19 protein-coding genes are annotated in these 24,277 nt (G+C 61.5%); 15 read left to right on the top strand and 4 right to left on the bottom strand.

The features are described 5' to 3' along the window. The first annotated feature begins 416 nt into the window (after positions 1-416). Both NFR47_RS07755 and NFR47_RS07750 read left to right on the top strand, forming a co-directional pair. Positions 417-1,352, top strand: a complete 936-nt coding sequence (locus tag NFR47_RS07755) for a terminase large subunit domain-containing protein (RefSeq protein ID WP_251215007.1) — start codon at positions 417-419, stop codon at positions 1,350-1,352. A gap of 120 nt (positions 1,353-1,472) precedes the next feature. Continuing rightward, positions 1,473-2,564 carry an NAD(P)H-dependent flavin oxidoreductase gene (locus NFR47_RS07750; protein ID WP_251215006.1) on the top strand — a complete coding sequence of 364 codons (1,092 nt, stop codon included), beginning with the start codon at positions 1,473-1,475 and terminating at the stop codon, positions 2,562-2,564. A 176-nt stretch (positions 2,565-2,740) separates the two neighbouring features. Here NFR47_RS07750 and NFR47_RS07745 read toward each other — a convergent pair whose 3' ends face one another. Together NFR47_RS07745 and tsaD are read right to left on the bottom strand one after the other, a co-directional pair. Then, complete coding sequence (locus NFR47_RS07745; protein WP_251215005.1) at positions 2,741-3,601, bottom strand: SPL family radical SAM protein; 861 nt, start codon at positions 3,599-3,601, stop codon at positions 2,741-2,743. Between the two features lie 2 nt (positions 3,602-3,603). Continuing rightward, the gene (gene tsaD, locus NFR47_RS07740) at positions 3,604-4,626 is read right to left on the bottom strand and encodes a tRNA (adenosine(37)-N6)-threonylcarbamoyltransferase complex transferase subunit TsaD (RefSeq protein ID WP_251215004.1); all 1,023 of its coding nucleotides are present in this window, start codon (positions 4,624-4,626) and stop codon (positions 3,604-3,606) included. A gap of 87 nt (positions 4,627-4,713) precedes the next feature. Here tsaD and NFR47_RS07735 point away from each other — a divergent pair, with 87 nt between their 5' ends. The 8 genes from NFR47_RS07735 to NFR47_RS07700 all read left to right on the top strand — a co-directional run bounded on the left by NFR47_RS07735 (position 4,714) and on the right by NFR47_RS07700 (position 14,667). Next, entirely contained in the window at positions 4,714-9,288 is a 4,575-nt protein-coding gene (locus NFR47_RS07735) for a translocation/assembly module TamB domain-containing protein (protein ID WP_338022849.1), read from the top strand. Between the two features lie 30 nt (positions 9,289-9,318). Then, positions 9,319-9,993 carry a MotA/TolQ/ExbB proton channel family protein gene (locus NFR47_RS07730; protein ID WP_251215002.1) on the top strand — a complete coding sequence of 225 codons (675 nt, stop codon included), beginning with the start codon at positions 9,319-9,321 and terminating at the stop codon, positions 9,991-9,993. A gap of 6 nt (positions 9,994-9,999) precedes the next feature. Further along, positions 10,000-10,404 carry an ExbD/TolR family protein gene (locus NFR47_RS07725; protein WP_251215001.1) on the top strand — a complete coding sequence of 135 codons (405 nt, stop codon included), beginning with the start codon at positions 10,000-10,002 and terminating at the stop codon, positions 10,402-10,404. Between the two features lie 2 nt (positions 10,405-10,406). After that, a complete protein-coding gene (locus tag NFR47_RS07720; RefSeq protein WP_251215000.1) occupies positions 10,407-11,081 on the top strand; it encodes a TonB family protein in 675 nt (224 codons plus the stop codon). Between the two features lie 8 nt (positions 11,082-11,089). Further along, the gene (locus NFR47_RS07715; RefSeq protein WP_251214999.1) at positions 11,090-11,506 is read left to right on the top strand and encodes a DUF1573 domain-containing protein; all 417 of its coding nucleotides are present in this window, start codon (positions 11,090-11,092) and stop codon (positions 11,504-11,506) included. Between the two features lie 124 nt (positions 11,507-11,630). Continuing rightward, positions 11,631-12,932: an amidohydrolase gene (locus NFR47_RS07710; protein ID WP_251214998.1), complete on the top strand. Its 1,302-nt coding sequence runs from the start codon at positions 11,631-11,633 to the stop codon at positions 12,930-12,932. A 104-nt stretch (positions 12,933-13,036) separates the two neighbouring features. Continuing rightward, a complete protein-coding gene (gene yihA / locus NFR47_RS07705; protein WP_251214997.1) occupies positions 13,037-13,630 on the top strand; it encodes a ribosome biogenesis GTP-binding protein YihA/YsxC in 594 nt (197 codons plus the stop codon). Positions 13,631-13,725: 95 nt separating this feature from the next. Further along, positions 13,726-14,667 carry a ribose-phosphate diphosphokinase gene (locus NFR47_RS07700; protein ID WP_251214996.1) on the top strand — a complete coding sequence of 314 codons (942 nt, stop codon included), beginning with the start codon at positions 13,726-13,728 and terminating at the stop codon, positions 14,665-14,667. Positions 14,668-14,718: 51 nt separating this feature from the next. Here the strand turns inward: NFR47_RS07700 and NFR47_RS07695 are convergent, their stop codons facing one another. Both NFR47_RS07695 and NFR47_RS07690 read right to left on the bottom strand, forming a co-directional pair. Continuing rightward, positions 14,719-15,534 (bottom strand): SDR family oxidoreductase, encoded by an 816-nt coding sequence (locus NFR47_RS07695; protein WP_251214995.1) that lies wholly within the window; start codon positions 15,532-15,534, stop codon positions 14,719-14,721. Further along, positions 15,531-16,322: an MBL fold metallo-hydrolase gene (locus tag NFR47_RS07690; protein WP_251214994.1), complete on the bottom strand. Its 792-nt coding sequence runs from the start codon at positions 16,320-16,322 to the stop codon at positions 15,531-15,533. Before NFR47_RS07690 ends, NFR47_RS07695 begins: the two co-directional genes overlap by 4 nt. Before the next feature lie 359 nt (positions 16,323-16,681). Between NFR47_RS07690 and NFR47_RS07685 the strand changes: the two genes are divergently transcribed. The 5 genes from NFR47_RS07685 (at position 16,682) to NFR47_RS07665 (ending at position 24,066) form a co-directional block, all read left to right on the top strand. Then, positions 16,682-17,617, top strand: a complete 936-nt coding sequence (locus NFR47_RS07685; RefSeq protein WP_251214993.1) for a hypothetical protein — start codon at positions 16,682-16,684, stop codon at positions 17,615-17,617. 7 nt (positions 17,618-17,624) lie between these two features. Beyond that, on the top strand, positions 17,625-18,068 hold the full coding sequence (locus tag NFR47_RS07680) for a hypothetical protein (protein WP_251214992.1): 444 nt from the start codon (positions 17,625-17,627) through the stop codon (positions 18,066-18,068). A 254-nt stretch (positions 18,069-18,322) separates the two neighbouring features. Further along, the gene (locus tag NFR47_RS07675) at positions 18,323-19,600 is read left to right on the top strand and encodes an efflux RND transporter periplasmic adaptor subunit (protein WP_251214991.1); all 1,278 of its coding nucleotides are present in this window, start codon (positions 18,323-18,325) and stop codon (positions 19,598-19,600) included. A gap of 3 nt (positions 19,601-19,603) precedes the next feature. Then, the gene (locus NFR47_RS07670; protein WP_251214990.1) at positions 19,604-22,699 is read left to right on the top strand and encodes an efflux RND transporter permease subunit; all 3,096 of its coding nucleotides are present in this window, start codon (positions 19,604-19,606) and stop codon (positions 22,697-22,699) included. After that, positions 22,696-24,066 (top strand): TolC family protein, encoded by a 1,371-nt coding sequence (locus NFR47_RS07665; RefSeq protein WP_251214989.1) that lies wholly within the window; start codon positions 22,696-22,698, stop codon positions 24,064-24,066. The genes NFR47_RS07670 and NFR47_RS07665 overlap by 4 nt, the downstream gene beginning before the upstream one ends. The last annotated feature ends 211 nt before the right edge of the window (positions 24,067-24,277 follow it).

The raw sequence follows: 24,277 nt of genomic DNA, 5'->3' as shown, positions 1-24,277 counted from the left end.
GCCTTTCGGGCGCGGCGCCGCCCGCCGGAACCACTCAGACGAACCCGCCCGCCGCGGCGCCGCGCAGAGGGTTCAGAAATCGTACTTTCATGAATCGTCCATCCGATTTTTCCTCTGCGGGACACTCTCCCGCAGAGGTTTTTGTTTCTCCGGCCGCTGCGGCCGCAAGTTTTGCCGAATCCGAATCCAGCCCCGGCCCTGGGAACTCTGCTGCCCCCGATTCCGGGTCGGGTCACTCCGCCGAACCGGTTTTTGGCTTCGGACTGCCTGCCGCGGTTGGAAACTCCGTCGAATCCGTCCTGGGCCCTGAACCCTCCGCCGAACCAATTCCCTCCGAATTTGCCGGACCTGCCGGAGCCGGACATCCTGCCCCCTCGTTCGCTGATTTCGCGCTGGCGGTCTATCCTTTTTTGGAATTGCAGCCGTTCCACCGCGCTTATTACCGCGTCCTGGAGGCGTTCGCCCGCGGGCAGGTCCGGCGGCTCATCGTCACCATGCCGCCCCAGCACGGTAAGAGCGTGGGGGCCACTACGCTGCTGCCCGCCTACATCCTCGGGGCCGACCCCGATTGCCGTGTCGCCATCGCTTCCTATTCGGGGGCCCTGGCGTCGAAATTCAACCGCCGCGTCCAGCGCATCCTCGAATCGCGCGAGTACGGCGATATTTTCCCCGTCACCACCATCAAGTGCGGCAACAAGCCGCCCAACTACATCCGCACGGCCGACGAGGTCGAAATCGTCGGACACCGGGGCGGCCTGCTGTCGGTCGGGCGCGAGGGGTCGCTCACCGGCAACCGCGTCGACTGCTTCGTGCTCGACGACCTCTACAAGGACGCCCTCGAAGCCAATTCGCCCATCATCCGCGCCAATTGCTGGGAGTGGTACACCTCGGTCGTGCGCACCCGTATGCACAATGCTTCGCGCGAGCTCATCGTCTTTACGCGCTGGCACGAGGAGGACCTGATAGGCACCATCATGCAGCGCGAAAAGGTGGTTGCGCTGCGGCGCTGGGAGCAGCTCGGCACCTTGCGGCACGACGAGTGGCTCCACCTCAATTTCGAGGCGCTCAAGGTGTCGCCCTCCTCCGAACTCGATCCCCGGCGGCCGGGGGTTCGCCCGCGCGGTGCAGCGGCTCGCGCCCGATGTGCGGGTCGAGTGGTTCCACCAGCACGGCAACAAGGAGGCCCGCATCCTCTCCAACGCGGCGACCGTGCTGCATCTGCTGCGCTTCCCGCGCGACTGGCGGCTGCGGTGGCCCGAGCTCCACGGCCATCTGACCGCTTACAGGCGCCAGTTCCGGGCCAACCGCTGGCACGACGCGCCCGACGTGCTTACGGGAATCGTCGAGCGTGAGCTGACCGACGAGCGCCGCAGAACGCGCAGTGTTAAGTTTTTGTGAAATTGTTCTTGAGTGCCGAATTTTTCGGCCGAAAATACCTATCTTTGGCCCGGAACTTATTCAAGAACGAATAAATGAAAACACTGAAAATCGGAAATTTATGCGCCTCGGTGCCCATCGTGCAGGGCGGTATGGGCGTAGGCATATCCCTGGCAGGGCTCGCTTCGGCCGTGGCCAGCGAGGGCGGCATCGGGGTGATTTCGTCGGCCGGGCTCGGCGTCATCTACGGTTCGCGCCCCGCAGACTACCGCGAAGCGTCGATCCGCGGACTGAAAGAGGAGCTGCGCAAGGCCCGCGAAGCCACGCGCGGCATCATCGGCGTCAACGTCATGGTGGCCATGTCCAACTTCGCCGACATGGTGCGCACGGCCATTGCCGAGAAGGCCGACATCATCTTTTCGGGGGCCGGGCTCCCGCTCAGCCTGCCGTCGTTCCTGCCCGAGGGTGCCCGGACCAAGCTGGCGCCCATCGTCTCGTCGGCGCGGGCTGCCGTGCTGCTGTGCCGCAAATGGTTCGAGGAGTACCGCTACGTGCCCGACGCCATCGTGGTCGAGGGCCCCAAGGCGGGCGGACACTTGGGCTACAAGCGCGAGCAGATAGACGATTCGCATTATTCGCTCGAAACGCTGGTGCCCGAAATCGTGGCGGAGGTGTCGAAATTCGGCGCCGAGCACGAGTGCCATATTCCCGTCATCGCGGGCGGCGGCATCTACACGGGCGAGGACATCTACCGCATCATGGAACTGGGTGCCGAGGGGGTGCAGATGGGCACGCGCTTCGTCACCACCGACGAGTGCGACGCCGACCCGGCGTTCAAGCAAAGCTACATCGACGCCCGCCGCGAGGACATCGAAATCATCGAAAGTCCCGTCGGGATGCCGGGCCGGGCGCTGCGCAGTTCGTTCCTCGACCGGGTCAGGGAGGGGCTGAAGCGGCCCAAGGCCTGTCCGTTCGACTGCATCAAGACCTGCGACGTGACGCACAGCCCCTATTGCATCATGCTGGCGCTCTACAACGCCTTCAAGGGCAAGTTGCAGAACGGCTACGCTTTCTGCGGCGCCAACGCCTGGCGGGCCGAGAAAATCCAGTCGGTCCGCGAGCTGATGTCGTCGTTGAGTGCCGAATACGATTCCTTTGCGCAGAAAATCAAAGGTTTGGCAAGATAGAGGCGCACCCTTTCCCCGGTTCGGCGCGGCTGCTTCGGCGGCCGCGCTTTTTCGTGCCTTGGGACGTCAGAGCGGGTGCGGACGACTCGTCCGGAGTACGGGGCGAAATGATTGTTCCGTGAAATTTCGCGGCGGCAGGGCCCGGCGTCAGAAAAGCGGCGGGCGGCGGAAAGGCGTCAGAAAAGCGTCGGATGCGGCGTCGGCTCCAAGGTGCGGAGGTAGTCGAAAATCTGCCGGTTGTCGTGCATGATGCCGTGGCGTTCGCATTCGGCATGGAATATGGCCGTCAGCCGTTCGTTGTCGGGGCTCGCGAGGGCATAGCGGTTGCCGAAAGTGCGGATGTAGCGCTCTTTCATGCCGGGAAAAAGCCGGTCGAGCCGGTCGTAGAAGTAGTCGCGGCTGCCCTCGCGCAGGGTCATGCCCATGCCGAAGCAGACGATGCCGCGCACGCGGGCTTCGATGCAGTAGTCGAGCACGCCGCGCAGGTTCTCCTCGGTGTCGTTGATGAAAGGCAGGACGGGCGTGAGCCACACGACGGTGGGGATGCCGGCGTCGCGCAGGGTTTTCAGCGCCCCGAAGCGCTCGCGCGTGGTGCTGACGTTGGGTTCTATCCGGCGGCAGAGGGCCTCGTCGCGGGTGGTGAGGGTCATCTGCACCACGCACTTGGCCTTGCGGTGGATGCTGCGCAGCAGGTCGAGGTCGCGCAGCACGCGGGCCGACTTGGTGATGAGCGTGAAGCCGAAGCCGTAGCGGTCGGCCAACTCCAGGGTCCGGCGGACAAGGCGGAACTCCTCTTCGAGCGGAATGTATGGGTCGGTCATCGAGCCGGTGCCCAGCATGCAGCGGGTGCGCCGGCGACGGAGCGCCTGTTCGAGCAGTTCCGCGGCGTTGGTCTTGACCTCTACGTCGTCGAACGGGTGGTCGAAACCGTAGCAGGCGCTGCGCGAGTCGCAGTAGATGCAGCCGTGGGTGCAGCCGCGGTAGAGGTTCATGCCGTTTTGCGGCGACAGGATCGTCCTGGCCTCGACCGTGTGCATGGCTACAGCTCCTCCAGCCGTGCTTCGGGCGCGACGTCGAGGGTCGAGAATTCGCCGTTGCGATAGCGGTAGTAGCCCGCCATGGCAATCATCGCGGCGTTGTCGGTCGTGAACTTGAATTCCGGCAGGAACGTCCGCCAGCCGCGCTTCCGCCCTTCGGCTACGATGCCGTCGCGCAGGCCCGAGTTGGCCGATACGCCGCCCGCTATGGCAATGTCGCGGATGCCCGTTTGCTTCGACGCTTTGACGAGTTTGTCCAGCAGGATGCTCACAATCGTGTGTTGCAGCGACGCGCAAAGGTCGGCCTTGCGGCGCTCGATGAATTCAGGGTCGGCCGCCACGCGGTCGCGCAGCGTGTAGAGGAACGAGGTCTTCAGCCCCGAGAAGGAGTAGTCGAGCCCCTCGATGCGGGGCCGGGCGAAACGGAACGCTTCGGGGTCGCCCTCCTTGGCCAGCCTGTCGATGACCGGGCCGCCCGGGTAGGGGAGTCCCATCACTTTGGCACACTTATCGAAGGCTTCGCCTGCTGCGTCGTCGATGGTCGTGCCGATGATTTCCATCGCCAGCGGCGAATCTACCCGGACGATCTGCGTGTGGCCGCCGCTTACCAAAAGACACAGGAACGGAAATTCGGGGTGGGGCAGCGTCCGGTCCGGCAGGTCGATGAAGTGCGACAGGATGTGGCCTTGCAGGTGGTTGACCTCGACCATCGGGATGTTGCCCGCTATGGAGAGCCCTTTGGCGAACGACACGCCCACCAGGAGCGAGCCCACCAGTCCGGGGCCGCGCGTGAAGGCGATGGCGTCCACGTCGCCGATTCCGACGCCCGCTTCCCGCAGCGCCGTGTCCACTACCGGGACGATGTTCTGTTGGTGGGCGCGCGACGCCAGTTCGGGAATCACTCCGCCGTACTTCACGTGTACGGCCTGCGAGGCGATGACGTTCGACAGCAGGACGTTGTTGCGCAGCACGGCGGCCGAGGTGTCGTCGCACGAGGATTCGATGCCGAGTATGGTAATATCCATCGGGTTTTTCGTTTTTTAACCAATAATAGTTAAATTTGCAGGTTATAACGGCTATTCGTGCACAAAGGTATAAAAATATTGGGAAAGGTGTTGCTGGCGATCGTTCTGACGGTCGTCTTGCTCCCTTTTGCCCTGTCGTTGCTGCTGGGCGTTCCCGCCGTGCAGAACTTCGTCGTGCACAAGGCCGCCGGGGTCGTCTCTTCCAAGCTGGAAACCACGGTCGCCATCCGGCACGTCGACATCGGGTGGTTCGGCAAGGCCAAGATAGAGGGTTTCTATGTCGAGGATTACCAGCGCGATACGCTCCTTTACGTCGACCGGCTCGATGCCTACCTCACCCGGCTCGGGATTTTCGGCGGCGGGCTCGTCTTCAGCCGTGCCGAGATTTCCGGCGCCAAGCTCTGCCTGCGCGAGACCCCCGACGGCGGGATGAACATCCGGCAGATCGTCAGCCGGCTTTCGGACCCCGACCGTCCCAAGAAAGGCAATTTCAACCTCGCGCTGCGCAAGGCTTCCATCGTCGGCATGGAGCTGTGCCTTGAGCGGCAGCAGCACCGCAATCCCCCCTACGGCATCGACTTCGGCCACATGCACCTCTCGGACATGACCGCCTACGTCGACGACTTCACCATCGACGGCTACACCATCTACGCCACCATCGCCTCCCTTTCGGCGCGCGAGCGCAGCGGGTTCGTTCTCGACCGCCTGTCGGGGCGGTTCTACCTGGTCAGCGGGTGTCTTGGGTTCGAGGAGACCACCATCCTCACCGCCCGGTCGCACCTGTCGATTCCCTATGTGTCGCTGGTCGGCAATTCGTGGGCGGACTACAAGAATTTCATCGGCGAGGTGCAGCTCGACGGAGCCTTGCGCCATTCTTCGCTTTCGTCCGACGACCTGGCTTTCTTCGCGCCGCAGCTCCGTGGGTGGCATACGCTTTTCAGCGAAGTCAACGCCGATTTCACCGGCACGGTCGCCGATTTCGAGGCCGAGCTCCGCAACATGCGCATCGGCACGGGCACTTCGCTCGCGGCCACGGCCAAGATAACCGGACTGCCCGACATCCGCCGTACACGCTTCGAGCTGGACATTCCGCGGCTCGTCACCACGGCTGACGAGATGGAGTTGCTGGCCCGCAACATCGGGCATACGGAGCTGCCCTCCGCGCTCTCCGCCATGCTCGGCCGGGCCGGGCGGTTCGGGCTTAACGCCCGTTTCAGCGGCCTGCTTTCGTCGTTCGACCTCCGGGCCGCACTCGCCACGGGGGTAGGCAATGTCGACCTGAACCTCGCCATGAAGCCCCTCGGGGGCGGGCGCAGTGCGTTGCAGGGCGATCTCTCGGCCCGGCGCTTCCGGCTGGGCGAGCTGCTCGGCCGCCGCAGCCTGCTGGGCGATGCCACGCTCACCGCCGCCGTCAACGGGTCGGTGGGCCGGGGAGTGACCGACGCCATGGTCGTCGGCAACGTGTCGCAGCTGGAGTTCCGGGGCTATACCTACGATTCGCTCCGGCTCGACGGCCGTCTGCGCAACCGCGGGTTCGACGGCCTGGTCACGGCGCGCGACCCCAACCTCGATTTCGATTTCGCCGGAGCCGTCGACTTCAACGGCGCCGTTCCCCATTACGATTTCACGCTCGACCTGCGGCGTGCCGACCTGGCGGCGCTGCACGTCAATCAGCGCGATTCGGTGTCGGTGCTCGCCGCCCGGGTCGAGGCCAACGCCGGAGGGCGGACGCTCGACGACCTGAACGGCGTTATCCGCGTCACCGACGCGTCCTACCGCTACAACGACAAGGTCGTCGAGACCCGCAGCGCTGTGGTCACGGGCGAGAATTCGGCCCACAGCAAGTTCATCGAACTGCGTTCGGACTTCGCCGACGTCACGTTCCGGTCCAAGACCAGCTACCGCACCGTCTTCGAGTACCTGCGCCAGAGCGCCTGGAAATACCTGCCCCTGCTCGGCAAGGAGCGGCGGGGCGCCCGGTCCGCGACGCACGAAACCGCCGTGCCCGACGATTATTCGCTCCTGTCGGTCTATATCCGCGATTTCAATCCCGTGGCCGACGCCGTGTCGTCGGGATTGCAGATTGCCGACGGGTCGTCGTTGCAGCTGCTCTTCAACCCCGCCAGCGACCAGCTTTCGCTCAAGGCCGATTCGGAATTCATCGAGCGCAAGCGGCTGTTGGCTACGCGGCTGAACATCAATGCGTCCAACCGCGGCGATTCGCTCACCGTCTACGGTTCGGCCGAGGACCTCTACGCCGGACCGCTCCACCTGCCCCATTTTTCGGTCATGGGCGGGGCCAAGCAGAACCGCATGCAGCTTTCGACCGGATTCGAGGATTCCCTGCGGCGTTTTTCGGGGTTGGTGAGCGTGCGCGCCGAGGCCGACGACCGGAGCGACGGCGGACGGGTCGTCGACCTGCGGATTCTGCCCTCGCACATCACGCGCGACGACAAGCGGTGGCAGATTTTCGCCAACCGCATTCAGATAGACACCTCCCGCGTGCTTATCGACCGTTTCTTCGTCTCCCACCGCAATCAGAGTCTCCTGCTCGACGGCGTCGCTTCGCGCAGCCGCGACGATTCGCTCACGCTGCGCCTGCACAATTTCGACATCGCTCCTCTCTCGCAGATCGTCGAGCGGATGGGCTACCTGGTCGAGGGGCGCACCAACGGCGGGGCTACCATGAAGTCCGTGCTGCGCGGCGGGGAGTTCCATGCCGACATCGAGGTCGATTCCTTAGAGGTCAACGACATCCCCGGGCCGCCGCTGAGGTTGGTTTCGCGCTGGGACTTCGCCCGCAGCCGCGCCCGCATGACGGTGCTCAACCGGGCCAAGCACGATACGCTCGTGCGGGGGTACTTCGCCCCCGACCGGATGCGCTATTACGCCCGCATGAACGTCGACAGTCTCGATATGGGGTTGCTCGACCCGGTGCTTGCGGGGGTCGTTTCGTCGACCGAGGGGATTGCGTCGGCCGAGCTCGTCGTGCAGGGCGAGCGCCGCAAGGCCGAACTTACCGGGCAGATACGCGCCCGGGGGCTCGCTACGACGGTCGACTTCACGCAGGTGCGCTACCGCGTGCCCGAAGCCGTGCTCGACGTCAGGGGCAACCGTTTCCGGGCCGCGAACGTCCCGGTCTACGACCCCGAGGGCAACCGCGGGCGGCTCGATGTCGACCTCAATCTTCAGCACCTTTCCAACATCGCCTACGACCTGCGGGTGGCGCCCGACGAAATGCTGGTGCTCAACACCACGGCCGACGACAACGACTTCTTCTTCGGGCGCGTCTACGCGTCCGGCATGGCCCGCATCGCGGGCGACAAGGGGCAGGTCAGCATGGACATCGCCGCCCGCACCGACGACGATTCGTTCTTCTCGATGCCGCTTTCCAGCAAGTCCAATATCTCCTACGCCGATTTCGTCGTCTTCGAGAAGCCCGCCGAGGTCGATACGCTCGACAAGGTCATGCGCAAGAAGATGCTGTTCGAGCGGCGCCGCGACCGCAAGGACAAGCAGGACAGCCGCATGAACATCGCCCTTGCGCTCGACGTGCGGCCCAACGTGGAGGTCGAGATCGCCGTGTCGGGCAACGCCGTCCGGGCGCGCGGCGAGGGTACGCTCAACCTCCAGATCGACCCGCGGTCCAACGTTTTCGAGATGTACGGCGACTACACCATCCGCGAGGGTACCTACCAGCTTTCGCTGCAAAATATCATCAACAAGCGCTTCACCATCGAGAACGGTTCCACTATCCAGTGGACCGGGGCGCCGATGAACGCCATGCTCGACATCAATGCCGTCTACAAGCTCAAGGCGTCGCTGCAACCGCTGTTGCAGCAGTTGTTCCAGAACACAGCCGAGAACAAGGCCGGCACCGACCGGTCGGTGCCCGTCGAGTGCGTCATCCACCTCGGCGACCGGCTCTCCAATCCGTCGGTCGGCTTCGAGGTCCATGTGCCTTCGTCCGACCCCGAGACGCAGACGCTGATAGCCAATGCGCTGGCCACGCCCGAATCGACCAACATGCAGTTCCTCTACCTGTTGTTGTTCAACAGCTTCCTGGCCGAGAACAACGCCGCATCGGGTTCCGACATCGGCGCTTCGGTCTCGGCGGCCACGGGGCTGGAGTTCCTCTCCAACCAGTTGAGCAACTGGCTTTCGATGAGCGACTACAACCTGATGATCCGCTACCGGCCCAAGTCCGAGCTCACGGGCGAGGAGGTCGATTTCGGGCTCTCCAAGAGCCTTATCGACGACCGGCTGCTCGTCGAGGTCGAGGGCAATTACTTGATAGACAACAAGCAGGCGGTCAACAATTCCGTCTCCAACTTCATGGGCGAGGCCTATGTGACCTATCTCATCGACCGGGCCGGAGCCCTCAAGCTCAAGGCTTTCACCCAGACCATCGACCGTTTCGACGAGAACCAGGGTTTGCAGGAGACCGGCATCGGTGTCTATTATAAGGAGGACTTCAACAATTTCCGCGACCTGCGGCGCCGCGTCCGCGAGCGTTTCACCAACAAGCAGCGGCAGGCCCGCCGTGCCGCGCGCCGCGCCGAAAGGGCGGAACAGGCCGCACTGGCTGCGCGGGAGAACCCGCCCGAGCCGGGGTTCGACGAGGAGCCCATCGAGGAGGACGACATCGAATTCGACAGATAAGGAAAAAACTTAAATAAATTTCACTACGTTATGATTCGTTTTTTGCAGGCTGCCGGGGCGGCGGCCATCAGTGAGGAGACCCGCATGGGGTTGTGGACCTTGTTCGTCAAGGGCGGTTGGTTGATGTGGCCCTTGTTGGTGCTGGGCGGCGTGACGATTTTCATCTTCGTCGAGCGTTTTCTGGCCATCCGCCGCGCTTCGGTCCTCGACATGAATTTCATGAACCGCATCCGCGATTACATTTCCGACGGCAAGATTGCCATCGCCGTGAGCTTGTGCCGCAAGACCGATACCCCCATCGCCCGCATGATAGAGAAGGGCATCGGGCGTATCGGGCGGCCCATGAGCGACGTGCAGACCGCCATCGAGAACGTCGCCAATCTGGAGGTTTCCAAGCTCGAAAACGGTCTGCCGTTCCTGGCCACTATCGCCGGCGGCGCTCCGATGATCGGTTTCCTCGGCACGGTGCTCGGCATGGTCCGCACGTTCATGGACATGTCGGCCGCAGGCGGTACCGTCGACCTCGGGCTGCTTTCGAGCGGCATGTACGTCGCCATGGTCACCACGGTCATGGGTCTTATCGTCGGCATCCCTGCTTATTTCGGCTATAATTATCTCGTCGCACGCATCGAGAAGCTCGTGTTCCAGATGGAGGCCAATTCCATCGCGTTCATGGACATTCTCAACCAGCCCGTTCAAAAGTAGTTCGTCATGGCCATCAAACACGGTTCCAAGGTCGACAAGTCGTTTTCGGCTTCGTCCATGACCGACCTCATGTTCCTCTTGCTGTTGTTTCTGTTGATTGCCACAACGCTCATCAACCCCAACGCCCTGAAGCTCATGTTGCCCAAAAGCTCCAACCAGCTCAAGGACAAGGCCGTCACCACGGTCTCCATCCAGCAGGTCGGCACGGCCTACAATTATTACGTCGAGCTGGAGCGGGTCGACGGTTTGCAGGGCGTAGAGCAGGCTTTGCAGTCGCGGCTCGAAGGGCAGAAGGAGCCTACCGTGTCGCTGCACTGCGACAAGACGGTGGCTGTCGACGAGGTTGTCAAGGTTATGAATATCGTCAACAGAAACGGGTATCGCCTGATTCTGGCGACAACAGCTAATTAAGCATGTTTCCCGATTCCCGCGACAGGGTGCCCCGGTGGGCGGCGATTGCGGCGCTGGTGTGTTACGCCGCCGGGCTGGCAGCCGCCTTTTGGTGGGTGTCGTTCGGTTTCGCCGTGACGGTCCGGCCCGCCGACACCATCTTCGTCGAGTTCGTCGAGCCGCAGCCCGAGCGTCCCCGGCCCACCGAGGCCGCCGCCGAGCCGAGGACGCACGACGAGCCCTCCAACGTCGAGCGTTCGGCCCAGGTCTCCGGCGACGCGCAGGTTTCCCGCTCGCCCAATCCGCGTGCCCTCTTCAATATGAACAAGAGCGGCACCGAGCCCGCCGATACCGGCAATCCCCACGTGCGCGAGGGGTGGCAGCAGGACGCCGGGCAGGGCCCCGGGTCGAGTTACGAGGGGCTCGATCAGGTCGACAAGGGTTTGCAGGGGCGCGGTCTGGTCGGCAATCTGCCGCGGCCCGCTTATCCCGGCGACCGGAGCGGCAAGATCGTTGTGCGGGTGGTCGTGGGGCCCAAAGGCAACGTCACCAGCGCCGCCTTCGAGCCCAAAGGGTCGACCGTCGGCGACCCCGGGCTCATCGAGGCCGCCCTCGCCGCCGCGCGCAAGGCCCGGTTCACCGAGAGCAGCGCCGCCGTGCAGGGCGGTACGATTACTTATGTTTTCAGCATGCAATGATTTCCGTTATGAAGTTGTTTCGGTTTTTACTCGTTTTCGTCCTTTTGCTCGGAGGGGCTTTTCCCGGCCGGGCTCAGACGCCGTGCGAACAGCCTGCCGAGAAGCAGGGGGCCCGGCTCGTCCTGCCCGTCGCCGCGCATAATTTCGGCGATGTCGCGCGTAAGGGCGGCAGTCTCGTGCACGATTTCGTCTTCCGCAACGAGGGTTCGGCTCCGCTGGTCATCGTCCGCGTGCTCACTTCGTGTTCGTGTTTCAAGGCCACGTTTCCCAAGCGGCCCGTTCCGCCCGGCGGCGAGGGGGTTATCCGCGTCACTTACGAGCCGCTCAAAAGCGAGCCCGGGACTTTCAGCAAGGTCTTGCAGATTTATTCCAATTCCGTCACGGGCCGCGAGGTGATAACCGTGCAGGGCAATTCCATAGAGTGAATAGTTAATAATGAATAATTAAGTCGCATAGGCCGTCATTCCGAAATGTAACATCGTTCGGGGCGGAAATTCCTGCAAACGGATACCGGTGTTCAGCCGTTGCGAATTTTATCTTGATGCTGCTATGTCAGTACTTCTCTTCTCCAATGCCACCGTCCTGCCGATGACAGGCAGTGAGCCGCACACTTTTTGCGGTTCCGTCGGCGTCGTCGGCAACCGCATCGCGCTGGTCTCCGCCGACCCCGCGGCCGAAACCGCTTTCCGGCTCGCGCATCCCGACGCCCGGGTCTTCGATTGCCGCGGCAGGCTCCTCATGCCCGGGCTCGTCGACACCCATTGCCACGCCGCCATGACCTTGCAGCGCAGTTATGCCGACGACATCCCCCTCATGGCGTGGCTCCACGACCGTATATGGCCTTTCGAGGCCCGGCAGACGGCCGACGACGTGGTGCTGGGCATGACCCTCGGCATCGCCGAGATGCTGTTGGGCGGCGTCACGTCGTTCGTCGACATGTATTACTTCGAGAACCGCTGCGTCGAGACGGTCGACAGGCTCGGTATCCGCGCCATGCTCGGGTGCAATTACTTCGACACCAACGTCGGGGAGGTCATGCCGCAGATCGAGGAGGCCGCCCGGCTCGCCGCCGGACGCGACCGCATCCGCATCGCCGTGGCTCCCCACGCGGCTTATACCGTTTCGGCCGACAACCTCACGCGCGGCAAGGCGCTGGCCGATAAGCTCGGCCTGCATCTGATGACCCATATCGCCGAGACGCAGGACGAAACCGCCATTCTGCGCGAGCGTTACGGCACCACTCCGGTCCGTTACCTCGATTCGCTGGGGCTGCTCGACAAGCGGACCATCGGCGCCCACTGCGTGTGGATCGACGACGAGGAGATAGCCATCCTGGCCGAACGCGGCGTCACCGTGTCGCACAATCCGCAGAGCAACATGAAGATTTCAAGCGGCGTGGCGCCCGTGCAGCAGATGCTCCGGGCCGGGGCGCTCGTCACCGTCGCTACCGACGGACCTTGTTCCAACAACGACCTCGACATGTTCGAGGAGCTGCGCACGGCGGCTTTCTTGCAGAAGTCGGCCACGGCCGACCCGCTCGCGCTGCCCGCTTACGAGGCGTTGCGCATGGCCACGGTCAACGGGGCCCGGGCCATGGGCCGCGAGGGCGAGCTCGGCATCGTGCAGGAGGGGGCTTTGGCCGACCTCATCGTGGTCGATTTGCAGAAACCCCACCTCCAGCCCCTTCACGACGTGGTTTCCAACCTTGTTTATTGCGGCAAGGCGTCCGACGTCGAAACGGTCGTCGTCGACGGGCGCGTGCTCGTCGAGGGGCGGCGGTTGCTCGGGGTCGACCTCCCGCAGCTGTTCCGCGATGTCGACGCTGCCGTCCGCCGGATTATTAATGGATAAAGGCCGTTGCTATCCTGGTTGTCATTCTGAAGAGCCCCTCCCTTTGTCATTCTGAGGAGCGCAGCGACGAAGAGTCTATCTTTGAGCAGTCAATCGAAAAAATCATGCAGATTTCCCAAGCCGAATTCAAGTGTTCGTCCGAGCGCATTTCGCAGGTGCCCAAGGACGATTTGCGCGACATCGCCTTCATCGGCCGCAGCAACGTCGGCAAGTCGTCGCTCATCAACATGCTGACCAATCGCACCGGGTTGGCCAAGGTCTCCGGTACGCCGGGCAAGACGCGCTTGGTCAACCATTTCTGCATCGACAGGGCGTGGTACCTCGTCGACCTGCCCGGCTACGGCTACGCCCGCACTTCCAAGACCCAGCGCGGCGAGTTCTCCAAGCTGATTACCGATTACGTTCTGCGGTGCGAAAAGCTCCATTTCCTGTTCGTGCTCGTCGACATCCGGCTCGAGCCGCAGAAAATCGACCTGCGTTTCATCGAGATGCTGGGGCAGAACGGGGTGCCGTTCGGCATCATCTTCACCAAGGCCGACAAACTCTCGCCGACCCAGGCCCGGCGCAGCGTCGAGCGTTTCCGCGGCGCCCTGGCCGAGCAGTGGGAGGAGTTTCCGCCCATGTTCGTCTCCTCGTCGGCCAAGGGGGCCGGGCGCGAGGAAATCCTCGCGTTCATCGGCCAGTGTCTCGGCGGTTGACCGTTTGTTGAAAAAACTCTCTCGCCGGGGCGTTTTTTCGGTTTTCTTATACTATTTTTGTAACGCTTTTGCACCACTAAACCCAACGATCCGCTATGGCAATCCACAAAATCAAGATTTTCGCGGGCCGCGCATCCGAATACCTGGCCTCCAAAATCGCCGCCAGCTTCGGTACCACGGTCGGCCAGTCCGAGGTGCTCCAGTTCAGCGACGGCGAGTTCCAGCCCTGTTTCAACGAGTCGATACGCGGCTGCACGGTCTTCATCGTCCAGTCGACCTTTCCGCCGACGGACAACCTCATGGAGCTGCTGATGATGGTCGACGCCGCCAAGCGCGCTTCGGCCCACCAGGTCGTCGCCGTGATGCCTTACTTCGGGTGGGCCCGGCAGGACCGCAAGGACCGTCCGCGCGTGCCCATCGGGGCCAAGCTCGTGGCCAACATGCTCAAGGCCGCGGGTGCCGACCGCATCATGACCATGGACCTGCACGCCGACCAGATACAGGGGTTCTTCGACGTGCCCGTCGACGCGCTCTATGCCAGCGGCATCTTCGTGCCTTATATCCGCAGTCTCAATATCGAAGACCTCTCCATCGCCGCGCCCGACATGGGGGGTGCCAAACGTGCCAACACCTACGCCAAGTTGTTGGGTACGCCCATCATCATTTCGCATAAGGAGCGCGCCAAGGCCAATGTCGTCGGCAAGATGACGGCCATCGGCGAGGTCGAGGGGCGCAACATCCTCATCGTCGACGACATGATCGACACTGCCGGGACCATCTGCATGGCCGCCGACATGCTCATGGCGCGCGGTGCCAAGAGCGTTCGGGCCGCCATCACGCACCCCGTGCTTTCGGGGCCCGCTTACGAGCGCATCAACGACAGCGCCTTGCAGGAAGTCATCGTCACCGATACCATTCCGCTCAATCCCGATAAGAACCTGCACAAGTTCACGGTGCTCACCGTCGCCGACCTCTTCGCCGACGTCATCGAGCGCGTGCATAATTACAAGGAGATTTCCTCCATCTTCTTCAAGTAGGAGGGTTCTCCGCACAATGAAAGAGCCGCTGCTTTTGCAGCGGCTCTTTCGTTACTTCAGCGGGCTGTCCGGTTCGCGGGCCATGACCATATAGAACATGCGGTCGAGGAACGCCGGGGCGAATTTCTTCACCAAGTGCGTCGCACGCCCTTCGGCTTCCATCAGGCACAGGCGTTTGCGGCGTTGCACGCCCTTGGCGATGATGCGCGCCACTTCGGCCGCCGTCATCATCTTCGCTTCGTTGCGCGGCGTCTCGCCTTGCTGCGTCCCGTCGGCCGTCAGCGCCGAGAAGCGTACGTTCGAGGCCGTGAATCCCGGGCAGGCTATCATCACATGAAGTCCTTTCTTCAGGTTTTCGATGCGCAGCGTCTCCAGGAATCCCGTCATCGCGTACTTCGACGCCGAGTAGCCCGTGCGGCCCGGCAGTCCGTGCAGTCCCGCTACCGACGAGACGCCCACGATCGAGCCTTTCGACGCCTGGAGGTAGGGCAGGGCGTATTTGCAGCAGTTGACCGTGCCCCAGAAGTTCACATCCATCAGCCGGTGCAGTACTTCGAGGTCCACATCGTCGAACAGCGCCCGCATCGAGAGCCCCGCGTTGCAGATGAGTACGTCCACTCCGCCGAATTCGCGTACCGCCGTCGCGATCAGTTCGCGGCATTCTTCCGGTCGGGTCACATCCGCCCCGCAGTAGGCCGCCTGCCCGCCCCGGGCGCGGATTTCGCCTGCTATGAGTTGCAGTTTCTGTATGTTCCGGGCGCCCATGACCACCCGCGCGCCGCGCGCCGCGAATTCGCGGGCCAGCGCTTCGCCGATTCCCGACGAAGCCCCCGTCACTACGACGGTCTTGTTCGTAAAGTCTTTCATTGTGGGTCGTTTATTTCTGTTTGCAGATTGTCGTATGCCAGGCGCACCCCTTCCGGCAGGGTCGGGTCGGTCACCGCGTGCAGGCCGATTTCGTGGGACATGTGCGTCAGGTAGGCTTCGCGCGGGCCGACACGGCGGATAAGGGCCAGCGCTTCGTCGACGTTGAAGTGCGAATCGTGCGGCGCAAACCGCAGTGCGTTGACTACCAGCACTTCTACGCCTTGCAGCTTCGCGATTTCGCGGTCGTCTATCGTCTTGAAGTCGGTCAGATAGGCCAGTTTCCCGATGCGGTATCCCGTCACCCCGAAGCGCGGCGAGTGGTGCCCGGCTATCGGCACTATCCGCACTCCCTGGACCTCGAACGGCTGCGCCGGGTCGATTTCGTGCAGCGCGATTTCCGGCACTCCGCGGTATTTGTCCTGCGCGAATGCGTAGTCGAAGTCCTTGCGCACCACGGCCGCCGCAGCCGGTGCCGCGTAGATGTCGACCCGGTGTACCGTCGGCGGGTAGTCCACGAAGTTGAACGCCCGCACGTCGTCCAGCCCGCCCGTGTGGTCCTTGTGTTCGTGGGTCAGCAGGATGGCATCTATGCGGCGCACGCCCGTGCGGAGCATCTGGGCACGGAAGTCCGGACCCGCGTCGATGACCAGCCGTTTGCCCCCGGTCTCGACCATCGCCGAGGTCCGCAGGCGGTTGTCGCGCGGGTCTTCCGACCGGCATACCGCGCAGCGGCACCCGATAACCGGCACCCCTTGCGAGGTTCCTGTGCCCAAGAATGTCAGTTTCATAGTTGCAAAGATAACAAAATTCAGAATTCGCAACTTTACGAATAAGCGAGAGCAGAGACTGCTTGCAGGCTTTGCCGAGCAGGAGCAGATGATGACGCAAGTCCATCCAAGCCGGGATGTCGTTTCGGCAAAGTGTAAGACGATTTTGAATTTATTTAATATTTGTTAATGATTCGTAAACAAATGTATGTTTATTGTGAGTGTTGGTGTGTATTTGTGTATTGGATTGGTTTATTGTGGTTATTCATATATTAATTTGCGGTTTATTATAAAAAATATAATAATTTTGAATATTGTTATAAAATATATTATATTTGTTGCGCGGGAACAATTGGTGTTTAATCTTAAAAAAATGTGTTATGAAAACTTTGATTAAAATTGGAGCTTTTGTATTTGCATTGTTTTTGATTTCTTGCCAGCAAAAAATCGAGCAGGTGGAAATTGATGAGCCGGATTATGTGATGGAAGCCGGAAAATATCATAATCTGTATTTGGATGATATTTTGGATTATTTATCCAAGCGTAAACCAGCAACAAGATCTGTCGTTTCCCCAGCGACATTTGCACAGGAAATGGCTGGCATTCAATCTGCTGTTTTGAAAAATTCCGGATTGAAAGGCATGTCCCGACAGCAAGCCATCGATCACATAAAACGCAATATCAACGTTTCGATTTCGCCGGATGTGCTTTCTTTGGCTCAATCCATAACGGATAATCCGAATTATTCGATTGTGGCGGATTTGAATAAAAACGGTGATTTATCTCCTGTTTTGCGAGGATATGTAGAAGAAGTTGATAATATTCTGACTTCCCAAACTTTTAGCGATGCCAGGAAAGAATCGAAACTTAAACAGGCATATTTGAATTGGTACCGCGAGGGCAATAATGAAGAAAGGGATATTATTGCCGGGACATATAGCGTGTTTCAGGATTCAAAGGAATATTGGACGGAAAATGCATCTGCTTGGGAGCACTCTATCGGTACGATGAAAACTCTGAAAAGTTTCTTGTGGGGAGTAGTTCGTGCAGACGGTTGGGCTTTGGCAAAGGCTTTTTATGCTGCCGGATGGTATTATGCGACGATGTTTTGGCAGGAGATGCTCATCGCATCTGGAGTTGCAAGTGCTATTTCTGCTGTTGCGAATCTTATTTTAGAAATAGGTACCAGTAGTGTCGATGGTCAAATCATGTATACGATTAACGGCTCGGAGCCTGTATCCGAAACAGAATTGAAAGAGATGATTTTTCAAGAGATCGTCGCAATGAACCCCGATTGGGGATTAGCAGAGGAATAGCGGTGCTATGCAAGTACGTTATTGGTTGTTTTTATTGAATTCGCTTTTGCCCGTTGTCCCGGTTTTGATTGTCGGCGGCAATCAAAAAACGGGTTTGTTCTCGCCATGGGTTATCGTCGGGTTCATGTTCGGATTGAATCTTGTTTTGTCCGTAATGTTTTGGCGTCGCATCGGTTTTTCTGTCAGGCGCCGCCGCGAGGAAGTTGTTTTCTTGTTGTTGAGTTCGTTTGTGCCGTTCTTTGCATACCGTTGTTTTTTGGTTTCGGATAGCGAACCTTATTCGTTGGCGGGTCAGACTGCTATTTATTGCATCTGCCAGGCGATTTGGTTTTTTTCGGTCGGTATTGGTCCGGGTTGGATCGGACGTATTCGTCAGCGTCGGGCCGAGGAGCGTGCGTTGAGCGGTCGGGAGAAAGTTTTTTCCCGCAAGAAAATGATGGAAGAGAAATAGGATTGTCGAATCCGGTCGGTAGCAGTGCGCTGATTTTATAATCGGCGCACTGGTTCGTATTGTATGTCGGGCAGTAGATTTCAGCTGTGTTTTTTGTCGACGAAATGTAAAAAGCAGGTTGTTCGCAGGAATTCCGAATTAAAGCAATATCTTTGCACCTTGCGGCGTTGTGTCGTATGCGGGGCTTGTTTTTTGCAGCTCCGGCCGGCAGGTGCCGACAGAGAAGATAAAGAATCGGTCTTATTAATTTGTGCATGATGAATCAGCAAAAGGAGATCCGGCCCGAGAAGCTGTTGTTGCAGACTTACGCCGGTTATGCGCGGCGGGCGGGCGGCGGCCTGGCCCGGTGGTTCCGGGGGATTTCGCCGCGGTTGAAGCGTTGGGTCGCAGGGGCGGTTTGTGTCGTGGTCCTCGGCGTCTTCGCGGTCGTCTACGTGCTGCGGCACCGGCCCGTGGCCGAGATGTTGCCCGTCGTGGCCGTCGAGCCCGTCGTCACGCAGGACGTCAATGTCTACGGCGAGTATGTGGGGCGTATCCGCGCCCAGCAGTTCGTCGAAATCCGCGCCCGCGTCGAGGGTTACCTCGAACGGATGCTCTTCGCCGAGGGTACCTATATCAATAAGGGGCAGACCCTCTTCATCATCGACCCGCAGCTCTACCGTGCCCGCGCCAACCGCGCACGGGCCCAGCTCAACAAGGCCCGGGCGCAGGCTTTGAAGGCCCAGCGCGACTTGAACCGTATCCGTCCGCTCTACGAGCAGAACGCCGCCAGCCAGCTCGACCTCGACAATGCCGTCGCCGCTTACGAGAGCGCCGCGGCCGACGTCGTCGTTTGCGAGGCCGACCTCACGCAGGCCGAGCTCACGTTGGGTTATACCACCGTCCGGTCGCCGGTGTCGGGTTACATTTCCGAGCGCAACGCCGACATCGGGGCCCTCGTCGGACCCGGAGGGCAGTCGCTCTTGGCTACCGTCGTCAAGAGCGATACGGTGCGTATCGACTTCAGCATGACGTCGCTCGAATATCTGCGCTCCAAGGCCCGCAACGTCAATCTCGGGCACCGCGATTCCACCCGCACGTGGGACCCCTACATCACCGTCACCCTCGCCGACGGGTCGGCCTATCCCCTGCGCGGACTGGTCGATTTCGCCGACCCGCAGATAGACCCTAAGACCGGGACCTTTTCGGTCCGCGCCGAGATGCCCAATCCCGACCATGTTCTTCTGCCCGGGCAGTTCACGCGCGTCAAGTTGCTGATGGACGTGCGCGAAAACGCCGTCGTCGTGCCCGCCAAGGCGCTGGTCATCGAGAACGGCGGGGCTTACATCTACGTCGTGCGGCCCGACAGCGTCGTCGAGAAGCGTTTCGTCGAGACCGGGCCCGAGGTGGGCAACAACACCGTCATCGAGCGCGGTTTGGTGCCCGGCGAATGGATTGTCGTCGAGGGCTTCCACAAGTTGTCGCACGGCATGAAGGTCGAGGCTCTGCCCGCCGAGCCGGCCAAGGTCGATGTCGTCACGGAGGAGGAGTAGGCCATGAAGCGCAATTTCTTCCTCGACCATCCCGTTTTTTCGACGGTCCTTTCCATCGTCATCGTCATCGTCGGGGCCATCGGGTTGTTCCTGCTGCCCGTCGACCAGTATCCGCAGATCGTCCCGCCCGTCGTGCGCATCGCCGCATCGTATCCCGGTGCCGACGCGCAGACCGTCACGCAGGCCGTTGCCACGCCCATCGAGCAGGAGCTCAACGGCACTCCCGGCATGATTTACATGGAGTCGTCGAGTTCCAATTCCGGCGGTTTTTCCGCCACGGTCACTTTCGACATCTCCACCGACCCCGACCTGGCCGCCGTCGACATTCAGAACCGGCTCAAGAAAGCCGAGTCGCGCCTGCCCGCCGAGGTCGTGCAGAACGGCATCACCGTAGAGAAGCAGGCCGCCAGCAAGCTCATGACCATCGTTCTGCTGTCGTCCGACCCCAAGTTCGACGAAATCTACCTCTCCAATTACGCTACGCTCAACGTGCTCGACCTCCTGCGCCGCGTGCCCGGCGTCGGCAGCGTCTCCAACGTCGGCAGCCGTTATTACGCCATGCGCATCTGGGTTCAGCCCGACAAGTTGGCCGACCTCGGGCTCACGGTCAAGGACTTGCAGTCGGTGCTCAAGGACCAGAACCGCGAATCGGCCGCCGGGGTGTTGGGCGAGGCGCCCATCGAGGGTATCGACGTCACCATTCCCATCACCGCGCAGGGGCGTCTGTCGTCGGTCGGCGAGTTCGAGCAGATCGTCGTGCGCGCCAACCCCGACGGGTCGATCATCCGTCTGAAGGACGTCGCGCGGATTTCGCTCGAAGCGTCGTCCTATTCGACCGAAAGCGGCATCGACGGCGGGAATGCCGCCGTGCTCAACATCAACATGCTGCCCGGCGCCAACGCCATGGAAGTCGCCGCCCGGGTCCGCGAGACCATGGAGGAGATCGGGCGGAGTTTCCCCGAGGGCATCAGTTACGCCGTTCCGTTCGACATGACGACTTATATCGCGTCGTCCATCCACCACGTTTACCAGTCGTTGTTCGAGGCGCTGTTGCTGGTCATCCTCGTCGTCTACCTTTCGTTGCAGAGTTGGCGCGCTACGTTGATTCCCGTCGTCGCCGTGCCTATTTCGCTCATCGGTACTTTCGGCGTCATGCTCGCTTTCGGTTTCTCGCTCAACCTGCTGACGCTCTTGGGTTTGATTCTCGCTATCGGCATCGTGGTCGACGACGCCATCGTGGTGGTCGAGAACGTCGACCGCATCATGCACGAGGAGGGCCTCCCGCCTTACGAAGCCACCAAAAAGGCCATGAGCAACCTCAGCGGCGCGTTGATCGCTATGTCGCTGGTGCTCTGCGCCGTCTTCGTTCCCGTGAGTTTCCTGCCCGGCATCACGGGCCAGCTCTACCGGCAGTTCACCATCACCATCGCCGTTTCGGTCATCATTTCCACCGTCGTCGCCCTCACGTTGAGCCCCGTCATGTGCGCGGCGTTCCTCCGGCCCGACAAGGGCGGGCGCAAGAACCGCGTGTTCCGGGCCATCAATTACGCTTTGGCCACGGGCAACCGTTTCTATGGGCGGTTGGTCGCGCAGACCATCCGCAGTTCGCGGCGCATGTTCGCCGTCTTCGGCGTCGCGCTCGTCGGCATCTGGCTCTTGAACGAGTTCGTTCCCAAGAGTTTCATGCCCAAGGAGGACCAGGGTTATTTCACCGTCGAGCTCGAATTGCCCGAGGGGGCTACCATCGAGCGCACACGCGCCGTCACCGAGAGGGCCATTGCGTTCCTGCAAGCCGATCCCGACGTCGGGCACGTGCTCAACGTCACCGGGTCCAGCCCCCGCGTGGGTTCCAACCAGGCGCGCAGCCAGCTCACGGTTATCCTCAAGCCGTGGGACGAGCGTTCGACCGACGGCATCGCCGCCGTCATGGAGCGGGCGCGGCGCGAGTTCTCGCGTTACCCCGAATCCAAGGTCTACCTCTCCACGCCCGCCATCATCCCCGGCCTGGGGTCGTCGGGCGGTTTCGAGATGGTCCTCGAAGCCCGCGGCGACGCCGCCTACGCCGATTTGCAGCGGGCCGTCGATACGCTGATGCGCTATGCCGCCGAGCGGCCCGAGCTCGCCGGGCTGTCGACTTCCATGCAGAACGACATTCCCCAGCTCTACTACGACGTCGACCGCGACAAGGCCCGGTTGCAGGGGGTGCCCATGTCGGACATCTTCTCCACCATGAAGGCCTTCACCGGGTCGCTCTATGTCAACGACTTCAACATGTTCAACCGCATCTACCGCGTCTATATCCAGGCCGAGGCCCCTTACCGGGCCCACCGCGACAACCTGCGGCTCTTTTTCGTCCGCGGGGCCGACGGGGCCATGATTCCCGTCACGGCGCTCGGTACCACCCACTATACTACCGGGGCGGGCAACGTCAAGCGGTTCAACATGTTCTACGCTGCTCCCATTACGGGCGAGGCTGCTCCCGGTTATAGTTCCGGGCAGGCTATGCGCGCGTTGGAGCGTATCGTCCGCGAGCATCTGCCCGAGAATATCGGCATCGAGTGGAGCGGTCTTTCCTACCAGGAGAAGCACGAGAGCGGCAATACGGGGTTGGTTCTCGCCTTGGCGCTGTTGTTCGTCTTCTTGTTCCTCGCCGCCCAATACGAAAGCTGGTCGGTGCCAGTTGCTGTCATCCTCTCCCTGCCCGTCGCCGGGCTCGGGGCCTATCTGGGCATCTGGGTCTGCGGGCTCGAAAACAACATCTATTTCCAGATCGGCCTGGTCATGTTGGTAGGTCTCGTCGCCAAGAACGCCATTCTGATTGTCGAGTTCGCCAAGGAGGAGGTCGAGAAAGGGCGCGACGCCGTGTCGGCGGCCCTGACCGCCATGCACCTGCGTTTCCGGCCCATCGTCATGACCTCGCTGTCGTTCATCCTCGGCCTGCTGCCGCTGGTCTTCGCGTCGGGTCCCGGCTCTGCCAGCCGCCAGGGCATCGGTACGGGCGTATTCTTCGGCATGCTGGCCGCCATCGCCATCGGCATCATCTTCGTGCCGTTCTTCTTCGTGTGGGTTTATCGGTTGAAAGAAAAATTGAAACGATGAAACGGGTTCTCTCATTTCTCATCCCCTGCGCCGCGCTGTTCGCGGTTTCGTGTTCGGCCGTGCGGCACTGCAAGGCCCCCGAGCTCGGGTTGCCCGCGGCCATCGTGCCGGGTGCCGTCGATACGCTCACGCTCGCCGACATGGAGTGGTGGCGGTTCTACGGCGACAGCGCGCTTTGCAGCATCATCCGCCGCACGCTCGACCACAACAGGAACATCCGCGCCGCCGCCGCGCACGTCGAGCAGATGCGCCAGCTCTACCGCATCCGTAAGGCCGAGCGCCTGCCGTCGCTGGGCGTCAACGTGCTTGCCGACCACGAGACCAACGATTACTATGGCGAGAGTTCCAAGCTCGACCCCGAATTCGGGCTCAAGGCGACCATCGGCTGGGAGCTCGATTTGTGGGGCAACCTGCGCTGGGCCAAGCGCAAGGGCGAGGCCGAGTGGCTCGCTTCAGTGGAGGACGAGCGCGCCATGCGCATGACCCTCATCGCCGAGGCCGCGTCGGCCTATTTCCGGCTCGTCGCCCTGGACAGCGAGCTGGCCATCGTCCGCCGCACGCTCGAAACGCGCCGCGAGGGGGTCGCCAAGGCCAAACTGCGGTTCGAGGGCGGTCTGACTTCCGAAATCGTCTACCGGCAGGCGCAGGTGGAGTTCGCTTCCACGGCGGCGCTCATTCCCGATTTGGAAAACCGTATCGGCGTCACTCAGAATGCGCTGTGTCTCTTGATGGGGGCTTATCCCGGCGAGGTTGTCCGCCGCCGCGCCGTCGACATGCAGAGTTCGGTTCCCGATTCGCTGCCCGTGGGGCTGCCTTCGCAGTTGTTGCAGCGGCGTCCCGACGTGCGGGCCGCCGAGCAGCGGCTGCGGTCGGCCATGGGGTCGGTCGGCGTGGCCTATGCCGACCGTTTTCCGCGGCTCACCTTCACCTTGCAGGGCGGTTGGGAGAACGACGCGCTCAAAGGATTCTTCCGCTCGCCGTTTTCCTATGTCGCCGGGCAGCTGGCCGCTCCCGTTTTCGCGTTCGGCCGCAAGAAGGCCCGCTACAAGGCCGCTTTGGCCGCCTACGACGAGAGCCGCTTAGGCTACGAGCAGAAAGTGCTGGAGGTCTTCCGGGAGACCGTCGACGCCATTTCGACCTACCGCAAGCTGCGGCAGACTACGGTGCTGAAAATCCATTCGCGCGATGCCGCCCTCAAGTATGTCGAGCTGGCCCGGTTGCAGTATCAGTCGGGCAGCATCAATTATATCGACGTGCTCGACGCCCAGCGCCGCTATTTCGATGCACAGATAGGGCTGAGCAACGCCGTGCGCGATGAAAATCTCGCGCTGGTCCAGCTCTACAAGGCCCTCGGCGGCGGTTGGTAGCCGGTTCCTATGGAAATACAAAAGCGCGCGGCCCTCAAGGCTGCGCGCTTTGCATTCGTCATTCTGAGCGTAGCGAAGAATCTGTTATGCGGGGCAGGCTTGGGAACAGATTCTTAACTGCGCTGCGCTTGTTGACCTCCTCCTTGCATGACATAGCCTGCAAGCAGTCTCTGCGCATGCTGCGAGCGTCGGTTCGTCTTGCCCCTCCTCA

The organism is Alistipes muris, assembly GCF_943193205.1.
GTDB lineage: Bacteria > Bacteroidota > Bacteroidia > Bacteroidales > Rikenellaceae > Alistipes > Alistipes muris.
This window is presented reverse-complemented; position numbering and strand designations above follow the sequence as displayed.